10 protein-coding genes are annotated in these 11,755 nt (G+C 37.0%); 5 read left to right on the top strand and 5 right to left on the bottom strand.

The window, feature by feature from the left end:
- Positions 1–18: 18 nt before the first annotated feature.
- The 5 genes from NBT05_RS01610 to NBT05_RS01590 form a co-directional block, all read right to left on the bottom strand.
- Entirely contained in the window at positions 19–2,766 is a 2,748-nt protein-coding gene (locus NBT05_RS01610) for a BamA/OMP85 family outer membrane protein (protein ID WP_265771673.1), read from the bottom strand.
- Positions 2,699–3,436 (bottom strand): isoprenyl transferase, encoded by a 738-nt coding sequence (locus tag NBT05_RS01605; RefSeq protein WP_265771672.1) that lies wholly within the window; start codon positions 3,434–3,436, stop codon positions 2,699–2,701. The genes NBT05_RS01610 and NBT05_RS01605 overlap by 68 nt, the downstream gene beginning before the upstream one ends.
- Positions 3,437–3,443: 7 nt before the next feature.
- Entirely contained in the window at positions 3,444–4,127 is a 684-nt protein-coding gene (locus NBT05_RS01600; RefSeq protein ID WP_265771671.1) for a DUF6089 family protein, read from the bottom strand.
- 100 nt (positions 4,128–4,227) lie between these two features.
- Entirely contained in the window at positions 4,228–5,112 is an 885-nt protein-coding gene (locus NBT05_RS01595) for an NAD kinase (RefSeq protein WP_265771670.1), read from the bottom strand.
- Positions 5,113–5,117: 5 nt separating this feature from the next.
- Complete coding sequence (locus NBT05_RS01590) at positions 5,118–5,774, bottom strand: CBS domain-containing protein (protein WP_265771669.1); 657 nt, start codon at positions 5,772–5,774, stop codon at positions 5,118–5,120.
- Positions 5,775–5,870: 96 nt separating this feature from the next.
- Here NBT05_RS01590 and NBT05_RS01585 point away from each other — a divergent pair, with 96 nt between their 5' ends.
- The 5 genes from NBT05_RS01585 (at position 5,871) to NBT05_RS01565 (ending at position 11,699) form a co-directional block, all read left to right on the top strand.
- The gene (locus NBT05_RS01585) at positions 5,871–6,587 is read left to right on the top strand and encodes a pyridoxine 5'-phosphate synthase (protein ID WP_265771668.1); all 717 of its coding nucleotides are present in this window, start codon (positions 5,871–5,873) and stop codon (positions 6,585–6,587) included.
- Positions 6,588–6,847: 260 nt separating this feature from the next.
- Positions 6,848–7,804 carry an expansin EXLX1 family cellulose-binding protein gene (locus tag NBT05_RS01580; RefSeq protein WP_265771667.1) on the top strand — a complete coding sequence of 319 codons (957 nt, stop codon included), beginning with the start codon at positions 6,848–6,850 and terminating at the stop codon, positions 7,802–7,804.
- 126 nt (positions 7,805–7,930) lie between these two features.
- A complete protein-coding gene (locus NBT05_RS01575) occupies positions 7,931–8,695 on the top strand; it encodes an alpha/beta fold hydrolase (protein WP_265771666.1) in 765 nt (254 codons plus the stop codon).
- Between the two features lie 124 nt (positions 8,696–8,819).
- Entirely contained in the window at positions 8,820–10,073 is a 1,254-nt protein-coding gene (locus tag NBT05_RS01570; RefSeq protein ID WP_265771665.1) for an OmpP1/FadL family transporter, read from the top strand.
- A gap of 93 nt (positions 10,074–10,166) precedes the next feature.
- Entirely contained in the window at positions 10,167–11,699 is a 1,533-nt protein-coding gene (locus NBT05_RS01565) for a G-D-S-L family lipolytic protein (protein WP_265771664.1), read from the top strand.
- The last annotated feature ends 56 nt before the right edge of the window (positions 11,700–11,755 follow it).

The following is an 11,755-nucleotide window of genomic DNA, read 5'->3' as shown; positions in this document are numbered from 1 at the left end:
GAAATAATCATGCCAAATTTAGAATTGCTGACCAATTATGAAATGTGTTTCCCAACCGTGTGCTCCAATCTCACCGGGTTGCGGATCAAATCCATATCCGAAATCAATTCCTAACAATCCGAATGCCGGCATAAAAATACGTAATCCTGCACCAGCGGATCGTTTTAACTGAAACGGATTAAAATCTCTAAAATTGTCATAAGCAGATCCTCCCTCTAAAAAACTTAATAAGTAAATGGAAGCTGAAGGTTTTAAGGTCACCGGATAACGCAGCTCTAATGAATATTTATCATAAATGGTAGAACCATCTCTTAAGGAACCTCCATCAACAAACCGGTTCTCCGGGATTATAGATTGGTTTTCATATCCACGTAAACCTACAACTTCAACCTGGTTAAAATTACCCTGATTTAGACCATCACCTCCTAGAGAAAATCGTTCAAATGGTATGTTCCCCCTGTTATTGTTATAAGCACCTAGAAATCCATATTCTACAGATGATCTTAATACTATAGGGTATTTACCAATCTTGAAAAGCGAAGTATACCAATCTCCATCAAATTTAACTTTGTAATATTCCAGCCAGTCAAAACGATCCTGATCAATTTCTTCAATACGATCATTGGCTCTCATAAATTGAGCAACACCCGGCGTACCAATCCGAAGTTGTCCTCTTTGGTCCCTTAGATTAGGGTTATCAGCCTGTATCTTTATCAATTCTTGGGTAAGATTTTCTCTCTCGGTAGCAAGTTCTTCGTAATTTTTTCCATCCCATAAGGAGTAGGGTAAGGAGAATTTTGCGGTAATATTAAAATCAGAACCTGAAGTAGGGAAAATAGGGTTAATAGCCGTATTATTTCGGTTAATACCAATCGTGTAAGCTAAATTATTGGAGAAACCATTGTTTCCAAAAGAGAAGAGTGCCGTATTAAAGTTACGTAATCCGAAATGTTGAAAACTAATAGACTGAGACAAGGTAAAGTAATTATCCGGCCAGTTAAGCCGTTTTGCTATTCCTAGAGAACCACCGGTAATTAAGAAGCGCTGGTCTTCAATAATCCTTCCGGTGCCCCGGTCAAACTGAAACTGTATGGTATGAGAAAATGAGGATGAAAATTGAAAGGGCCTTTTACCACCCAACCAGGGTTCGATAAAACTTAAACTATAAGTTTGAAAAATCTGACTTGCCTGCGCACGAATCCGTAAGGTCTGTCCGTCACCCATAGGTAAAGGAGTGTAGGCTTCTTTTTTAAATATATTATGAATAGAAAAATTATTAAAAGCTAACCCCAGGGTACCGATAAACCGGCCACCTCCGTAACCACCCTGTAGCTCAATCTGGCTGGCCCCTTTTTCTACTACCGGATAATTAATATCAATGGTTCCTGCTTGCGGATTGGCATTTTGGAATTGTGGTTCTAACTGTTCTGGGTCAAAGAAACCTAGTTGTCCGATTTCACGGACGGTTCGTACCACCAAATCTTTACTGTAAGTTTGTCCGGGTTTGGTTCGTAGGATTCGATAGACTACCTGATCATTTGTTCTTTCATTTCCGGAAACGGTGATATGATCAAAACGAACAAGTTTTCCTTCCCGGATTCGGATTTCAAAATCGATCGTGTCGTTTCTAACTTTGGTTTCTACCGCATCTATGTTAGAAAATAAATATCCGTTATTTTGATATAAATTAGTCAGATCATCCGCATCCGGTTTTGTATTATCCTGAATTTGTTTTTCCAGCAACACCCCATTGTAGACATCCCCTTTTTTAATCACTAACTGTCGGGCTAATTGCCGATCGGTATACACACTATTCCCTAAAAACTTAATATCACCGAAGTAGTACCGCTTTCCTTCTTCTACTTCCAGATTTAAAGTTACGGTATTGTCTTCATTCTTGATCAGAGTGTCGGCAATTATACGTGCATCACGATATCCTTTCTCCTTATATTTACTGACAATACTTTCTTTATCTTCTTTAAAATCGTTTTTAATGTACTTGGACCGTTTCCAGAAGCGTAAAGGCTCTTTAACCTTGGTATTTTTCATGGCCGCTTTGATCTTTTTGTCCGATAGTTTTTCATTTCCGGCAATATTAATTGCGTCTACTTTTACCCGCTCTCCTTTGTCAATACGTACGACCATATTTACTTTGTTCGTAGGCACTGTATCTTCCACTTTAGTGGTGTTTATAGCCACTTTAGTATTTAAAAAGCCTTCTTTTTTATACTTATTAACGATAAAATTACGGGTAGTGGTAAGTAAATTTTCAGTAACCTTAGTACCTTTAATTAATCCGTTATCTTTGACAAGCGTTTCTGCTTTTCCTTTTTTCACCCCTACAATACGGGCTTCTTTTAATTCAGGTACCTCCTGGATATTGATTTCAAGATTTGCCACATTACCTTCTACACTCGTGATATAAAAATTAATATCGCTAAACAGCTCCAGATCCCAGAGCTTTTTAATGATCTTACTGATGCGGTCTCCCGGAAGTGTAATTTTATCCCCTTTTTTTAACCCGGTAAAGGTAATTACCGTATTTTCATTGTAAGTAGTGATACCGGTAATCTTAATATCTCCGACGATATATTCCTTACCATTAATGCCAGGAAGTTTCTGAGCAGAAAGTAATGTAGTGCCAAGGATTAAAATTAGTAGGGTTAGTAAGGTAAGTGTTGTGTGTGTTGCCTTCTTATTAACTGAGCTGCTCACTGGTTTTTCCAAATCTTCTTTCTCTTTGTTGATAATTATAGATGGCTTCAAATAAATGTGTTCGTTTAAAATCCGGCCATAATATATCCGTAAAATATAATTCCGCATACGCTATTTGCCACAAAAGAAAATTACTGATACGTTGTTCTCCGCTTGTTCGTATCAATAAATCCACATCTGGCAAACCTGAGGTATACAAATGCTCATTAATGACTTCTTCATTTATAAGATGTGGCGAAATTACACTATTTTTAACTTTAATACTTATTTCTTGGATAGTTTTTATAAGCTCTTCCCGGCTACCATAACTCAGAGCAAGGGTTAATGTCATTCTACGATATTCCTTTGTGCTTTCAATAACTTCAAAAAGTTCTTTTTTTGCCTTCTTTGGTAAAGCATCCAGGTTGCCGATGGCATTTAATCGTATCTGATTTTTATGGAAAGTAGGAGCCTCTTTTTTAAGGCTATTTACTAAAATTTTCATTAAAGCCTCTATCTCCAGTTTGGGTCGTTTCCAATTTTCAGTAGAAAAAGCATATAAGGTTAGGTATTTGATACGGGCATCTACGGCTCCCTCTACTACTTCTCTTACTGCCTTTGTACCATTTTCATGTCCTACCGCCCTAAAAAATCCTTGTTTTTTTGCCCACCTTCCGTTACCGTCCATAATAATAGCTACATGTTCCGGGATGTTTGCGGTAAGCTGTTCTTTAGTGATCATAAGTTAATTAGAATGTACAATAACACGGAATTCGGCCCCAGGTAAAAGAAAAGGTAAGTCCGGTAAATACATACCAGTCGTTATTATTAAGGTTTCCGAATCCGCTTCCTACCGAACTGTCAGGATCACTGCCATCCAGGTTATCCGTAAACGTATATCGTGCACCGATCTCTGCCCCGAGTACAAAGGAACGACTTACCGTTTTTTTAATGCCCACCACCATAGGAATTGCCATATTGATAGTATTGTCATAGGTTTTAATACGGTTATTATCACCAGCATCCACCACCTGAGCACCATATGAGAAAGCAGTAATACCTGTGTATAAGTAAGGTGTGAACTGGGGTTCACCATCGTATAAGTACCATTCCCAAAAATTATATTCTATCCCTAATGATAGTTCCTTAACTGAATTTGTAAAGGAGAAATCCCTTACTTCCCTACGATCATCTCCGTTCGCATCATCTGCACTAATACCTGCGTATAGGAAAGAAGCACGGAACGCATGTCTTTTACTGCGATTCCATTTTGCAATAGCACCGATCGAGAAATCATTTGGGGAAATAAAGGTGGTAGACCCTACATCACCAATATAATTAGCCCCACCTAACATCATACCTACTTCATAGGTTTGAGCTTGTAGAGCCAGTGATGTTAGTAAAGTCATAACCGCACAAATGAAATATCTCATAAATCTTAAAAGTTTGCAAATATACTAATTAACTCCGGTTGCAATAGTATTTGGTTCAAGTAGTTAAAAAATAAAACTTTTTTTACATGATTTTATTGCACTAGTTGCGCTTATCTTCCCCCCACAGCATTTTCTTACGGAGTGTTTTTAGGAAACTGTCATGTTCCAGGACTACCATTTTAATTTTAAAAGAAGCCTTCTTTAAAATCAGAGTGGTTTCATTAGGTAAAGAATGCATTCGCGAATCAAAAGAGGTGAGATACTGACCTTCGCGACTTATTACCTCCAGTTTAATTTCCTGGTTATCCGGAATTACTAAGGGTCTTGCATTTAAATTGTGAGGAGCGATAGGCGTTAATACAAAACAACTGGCATCAGGAGTCATTACCGGGCCTCCGCAACTTAAAGAATAGCCGGTAGAACCTGTGGGTGTTGCTACAATTAAACCATCTGCCCAATAGGTGGTCAGATATTCATTATTTAAAGTAGTTCGTACGGTAATCATAGAGGTAGAATTTCTACGGCTTACCGTAATCTCATTCATGGCAAAATCTAAATTATTAAAATCAGCGTGCGGGGGTTGCGTCTTTACACTTAGCAAGGTACGAGCTGATATTTTATAGTGGTTATGAAGTAGTAAGGTAATACTCTCCTCCAGTTCTTCCTTTTTAATAGTAGCCAGAAAACCCAATCTTCCGGTATTAATACCCGCAATGGGAATTCCCAGGTCTTTTACGTAGGTGATAGTCTTTAAAATAGTACCATCACCCCCGATGCTAAACAGGAGGTCATAAGAAGTATCTAAATTTTCAAAAACAGAAAAGCTTGAATAATTTTTTTCAACTTCATCATTTTGGTTAATTACTTCCAGAAAATTTTTTTCAATAAAAATTTCGGCTTTGTTTTTCTTCAAGGTGTCCAATAATAATTGAATATATGTACCTGAATGTTCATGATAAAACTGACCGTAAATTCCAACTTTCATTCCATCTATATATTTAAGTATTTATCCAAATATTTAGAACGGTCTTTTAAATTGTTCAGAAAGCTGTCTTCACTATGTTGAGAAACGATATTATAACTGTATCTTCTAAAAGTTTGTACTATAGTATTAATATCACTATTGGTAATTTTCAGGGTCACCTGGGCTACATCATTTTGTAAATTAGAAACAAAAACACCTAAGATCCGAGAACTGTTAGACTCTATAATTTGAGATATCTCACTAAAAGAATAATCCATAAAGCCTTTTTCGACAATGAGAATATGTCCGGGTTCGCTTAAAAAAGGAGTCTGATTAAAGAGATTCATAATATCTTTTAACTCAAAAAACCCCTGATAGGTGTTATTATGATCTAACACTGGTATTAGGTTACTGTTATTTTGGGCAAAAGCTTCCAGAATATCTAACCAGTTGGCGTCTTCACGTACATAAAAACCTTCTAAAGCATATTGATAATGCACTAATGTCTTATCACTTTCATAACAACGAATATCTGTTTCTGCAATACATCCCTGATAAACTTCCTCTTTGATTACAGGAAAATGAGAGTAAGTAACATTATTAAATAATTGTTGGGCCTCCACCACACTAGTATTAATGTCAAGAGGTTCCATATCTGTAACTAAATATAAATCTGTTGTCATAGTAAGGGGTCTTTGCTCTGCAAATTAATTAAAATTATGTAACCACGGGGAGTTCAACTTTGTATTTTTGCAGGAATCATCTTTTTAAAGATATCTATGACAAAATTAAGTGTTAATATAAATAAAATTGCCACACTCAGAAATGCCAGAGGGGGCAACACTCCTGATATTTTGGAAGCTGCAAGAAAAATACAGGGGTTTGGAGCACATGGTATTACAATACATCCCCGACCGGATGAACGGCATATTCGGTATCAAGATGCAAGGGATTTAAAAGAAGTGGTACATACGGAGTATAATATTGAAGGGAATCCTAACCGGAAATTTATGGATCTCGTACTAGAGGTAAAACCAACCCAGGTAACCCTGGTTCCAGATGCTGTAAATGCTATCACCAGTAATGCCGGATGGGATACTATCCGACACAAAGATTTTTTAAAAGAGGTTATTGCTGAATTCAAAAAAAATCATATTCGAACTTCTATTTTTGTAGATCCGGTGGATAAAATGGTGGAAGGAGCAAAAGAAACGGGTACGGACAGGATTGAGTTGTATACGGAGGATTATGCTACCGGATATCATAAAGGAACTAAAGAAGATGCCATACGCCCATATGTAGCAGCTTCAAAAATTGCAAATCAATTAGAATTAGGTATCAATGCCGGACATGACTTATCATTAGATAATATTGCCTATTTTTCTCAACATATTGAAGGTTTATTAGAAGTTTCTATAGGTCATGCTTTAATTAGTGAATCTTTATATATGGGGTTGGAGAACGTGGTACAGATGTATTTATACAAATTGAAATAACGAATTAGTAGTGTTCCGGTAAAGATTCCGGACCCACCTGCGGACGGGCAGGTCGCTATCGCTTCTAGAATCAAGAACCAAGACTAATGATGATACTATTTCAAATTAATATTTATGTTAAAGAACAAATTACTTTTAAAAATAGTAAAAAAGCAATGAGCTCATACTTTAAAGTTTAGAATTATCGTATGCTACTATGCTTTATAGATTTGAATTTATTTTAACCAGATACTAATGATAACAAATAATAGTTTCGGAAGATGAAAAAGCTAAATAGGCTAACATTTGGTTTTTTATTCGTATTATGCTTAGTCCATATATCAATAACCAGCCAGGAATGTAACGATGTAGTTAAAGAAGGTGAGGGCACCTATTATGACGGAGTTGCAGGCGGATCCAAGGGGAATTGTTCGTCACTTGTGGCCGCTAATGACTTTTATCATGCGGCATTGAACAATATTAATTATGATGGCAGTAATGCTTGTGGCAGTTGTATCCTGGTTGAAGGCCCTAAAGGTAAGGTAAAACTAAAAGTGGTCGATCGATGTCCCGAATGTAAAGAAGGGGATGTGGATATGACACAAGAAGCGTTCTCAGAAATCGCTGAAGTCATCGATGGGAGAGTACCTATAAAATGGCATTTTGTACCCTGTTTTAATCAAGGTTCCAATCAAAAAATAAGTGTTCATTTTAAAGAAGGTTCTAGCCCATTCTGGACGGCAATTCAACTAAGAAATACAAATCATGCGGTAGCTTCTCTGGAATATAAAAACAGTTCGAATAACTGGATAAAAATGAACAGGGAACTGTTTAATTTTTTTATTGAACCCAAGGGTATAACCAGTCCTATGGAATTAAGAGCTACTTCAATACTGGGAGAACAACTTATTATTTCGAATGTCTCTATAAATACAACTACAGATCAGCAAACTAGGCTTCAGTTTAATACTCCGGAAACTTGTAATAATTTACTTTCTATTGAAGAATTAAACCATAGCGAAAATTATGAGGCTATGACTTTATTTCCAAATCCGGTAACTGATTATCTTATTATCAATGGGTTGGAAGAAAGGCAGTGGAAACTGCTGGATCTTAACGGAAAATTACTTCTAAATGGAAAAAATCCTAAAATAGATGTTACTCTTCTAGCCAAAGGTGTATATCTAATACAGGTTGAAGAAAATACCTTTTATAGGTTTATAAAAAGAAATTTTTAAGCTAATTTATATTAAATTCTTCCGGATGATTAATCGATTGTAATTCAATAAAAGCAATTCAAAAATATTCTTGATTATTATTTTAGCTTTACGACTAAAACAATAATCATTTAAACGTAGGTAATTTTGAAATTATATTCGAATATTTTTGGAGAGGGACACCCTTTTATTATTCTTCATGGTTTTTTAGGAATGGGAGATAACTGGAAAACCGTAGGAAAAAAACTAACGGAAAAGGGTTTTGAAGTGCATCTGGTAGATCAACGAAATCATGGGCGAAGTCCTCATAGTGATCAATTTTCTTATGATCTTATGGTTCAGGATTTACATCAGTACTTTACAGATCATACTATACAGAAAAGTATTTTGCTAGGTCATTCTATGGGAGGAAAGACTGCGATGCAATTCGCCTGCGAAAATTCCAATCTGGTAGATCAATTGATTATTGCGGATATTTCACCAAAATACTATCCTTTACACCATCAGGATATTCTAGATGGACTGCAAGCCCTTGATTTTAATACTATTACTTCACGAAATGAGGCAGACCAGGCGCTAGCTCCATTTGTTCCGGACGCGGGAGTACGGATGTTTCTATTAAAAAACCTGGTTCGAATTGATCAAAAAACCTTTGGACTTCGGATGGCGTTGGACAGTTTAGTAACAAACGTAAGTGAAATCGGAAAAAAACTACCGGATTATCTTTCTTTTAAGGGAAAAACACTATTTTTAAAGGGAGCAAAATCCAGTTACATCAGAAAAGAAGACGAAACTTTGATCAAGCATCATTTTCCACAAGCAGATCTAGAGGTTATTTCTAATGCTGGCCATTGGTTACATGCGGAAAATCAACCGGAATTTTTAGAGAAATTAGTGGAATTAGTTGAATAATTCATTAGATTTACTATGTATGCATAATATTTTCTTTAATTTGTTGGAAAATTAGTATTTTCTTCTAAATTTGAAGTATCTTATTAAGGATTTCTAAATAAAACATATTTAATTTTAATAAATTATGAAAAAACTATCATTTGTAATTCTTTTTGCACTTGGTACTTTTATCTCTTATGCCGGAGGGTATAGGGTAAGTATTCAGGGACAAAGAGCGATGGCTATGGGTCATACCGGGGTAGCAGTAGTCAATAGCGCTGAACTCGTCTTTTTTAATCCGGCAGGTTTGGTCAAACTTGAAAATGATTTAAACGTAAGTGTAGGTGCCAGTGCTATTTTTGCAGATGTTATTTTTCAGAATGAAGAACTAAATATATTTTCTGAAACAGATAATAGTGTAGGAACTCCGTTTAATGTGTACGCATCTTATCGAATCAATGATTGGTTGGTTTTAGGTCTGGGGATTTATACACCTTACGGAAGTGCAGTTGACTGGCCCACGGATTGGGAAGGTTCTCATTTAGTAAATAACATAGATTTAGCTGCGGTATATATTCAACCCGTGGTTTCTATTAAAATTAATGAGAAATTAAGTATTGGGGGAGGTCCTATTTACGTACAGGGATCCGTAAACTTTAATCGAAATGCCAGCCGTACGTTAACGGATATTGAAGGAAATCGATCCAGTATTACTGTAGATGAATCCGGAGTGACTAACTGGGGGTGGAGTGCTTCTGCTTTATTTAGCCCTACCGAAGATTTACACTTAGGTTTTAATTATCGGAGTGAAATATCAGTTGAAGCTGAAGGTGGAGATGCTACTTTTGCTAATTTTCCCGATACGCCCTTACTACCTCAAAATGGGAACACCACATTTAATGCTAGTCTACCGTTACCCGCAGAGTTATCGCTAGGTGTTTCTTATGCCTTTAAAGAAAAATGGCTGTTAGCCTTTGATTATAACAGGCAATTCTGGGATGTTTATGAATCCCTTGATATTGAATTTGGCACCGGGTTAGTCTCAAACAATCCCCGTAATTATAAAAATTCATCTGCATACCGATTCGGGTTACAATATATGGCTACAGAAAATATTGCTTTACGTGCCGGGTATTATTTTGACGGATCTCCAGTACAATCCGGGTTTTTTGCCCCGGAAACGCCCAGAAACGATTCCAATGGGTTTACCGGTGGGGTAAGTGTAAATATTACACCTAACCTGGCCATTGATGCTTCTTTCTTTTACCTACGATTTGAAGAAATTGATGAATCCTACGATTTTGGAACCGATCCTGTTACCGGGGAACGTTCTTCTTTTGGAGGTACTTACAAATCCAGTGCATTTGCACCCGGCCTTGGTTTAACTTATAAATTATAACAGGATGAAACATGCCGGGCTAAAATTTCTTTTTAAACAAAGTAATTGTACGGCACGTTCTATGTGACTATTAAGAAATAAAAAAGTATACACATGAAATTAAAAGATGTAACATATATCGTATTTTGTGCTATCGGACTGATTGCCTGCGAACCCGAATTTGATAATCCTATTGAAGAATCCGAAGAATTTACCAGCGGTGAAGCAGATTTTTCTAACTATGTAGCATTAGGTAACTCCATTACTGCGGGACTGGCATCTAATGCATTATTTATTAGCGGTCAGGAAAATTCTTTTCCTAATATTTTAGCAACTACTCATTTTGCGGCGACCGGGGGAGGTGATTTTGTTCAACCTTTAGTAGCCAACAATGCCGGGGGTTTGTTATTAAATGGTATGCCTATACAAGGGCGACGTCTTGTATTAGCAGTAGATGAAGATGGTAACCGGGCTCCGCGGGAGTTTACCGGACAGGAAATTCAAACAGAGGTATCCACTATTTTGACCGGGCCTTTTAATAATATGGGAGTACCCGGGGCTAAAAGTTACCATTTGGTAGCTCCAGGTTATGGGAGTATTCAAGGACTTGGTACACCCATTCCTACAGCAAATCCATATTTTGTACGATTTGCTTCTTCACCTTCTACTACCATTTTGGCAGATGCATTAGCACAAAACCCTACCTTCTTTTCGTTATGGATTGGAAATAATGATATTTTAGGATACGCTGTTTCCGGAGGAACCGGGGTGGATCAAACCGGTAATTTAGATCCTACGACCTACGGACCGAATGATATCACAGATCCCGATGTTTTTGCAGGGGTATATCGAGATGTTGTAACCAGATTAACAGGAGCCGGAGCTAAAGGGGTGTTAGTTACTATACCGGATGTTACTTCGATTCCATTTTTTACGACAGTACCTTTTAATCCAATACCACTAGATGCAGCAACTGCAGCAGGTACTAATGCAGCTTATGCGCAATATAACGGTGGGTTGCAAGCCGCTTTTGCAGCTTTGAATGGAACTGGACTTTTTAGCGAAGATGAAGTAGCTAGTAGAACTATTAACTTTAGCGAAGGTCAGAATGCGGTTGTGATTTTTGATGAAAACCTTACTGATTTGGGAGCTATTAATCCTGCGTTTGCAGCTTTACCAAAAATTAGACAGGCAACCCCTGAAGATTTATTGGTTTTAACTTCAAGTAGTGTCATTGGAACCAGATTAGATCCAGCAGATCCGGCAACTACTATTGGAGTAGGTGTTCCTCTAGAGGATAAATGGGTGTTGACACCTAGTGAACAAGAAGAAATTTCAACGGCATTAACTTCCTATAACAATACAATTGAAACTATTGCTGATACAAATGAGTTGGCTTTATATGATGCTAATGCAGCTCTGGCGGAAGTTGCAGCAACCGGAGTTTCTTTTAACGGAGGAACGGTCACCGCAACTTTTGGTAGTGGAGGTGCATTTTCATTAGATGGTGTGCATCCTACCCCTCGAGTACATGCGATTGTTGCTAATGGTATTGCCAGAGCAATTGAAAATACGTATAGGGCTAGTTTACCATCCGTTGATCCTGGAGATTATGGTACAATTACTTTGAGTAATGAAGTGAATTGATTGCTTAAGTAGAAAAGTGTTAAACTTTAGAATTTTGAAAAAAAAGGACTGTCTAC

It is taken from the genome of Aquimarina sp. ERC-38, from assembly GCF_026222555.1.
Taxonomy (GTDB): Bacteria; Bacteroidota; Bacteroidia; order Flavobacteriales; family Flavobacteriaceae; genus Aquimarina.
The sequence above is the reverse complement of the archived record's forward strand: the minus strand, read 5'-3'. Positions and strand labels throughout refer to the sequence as shown.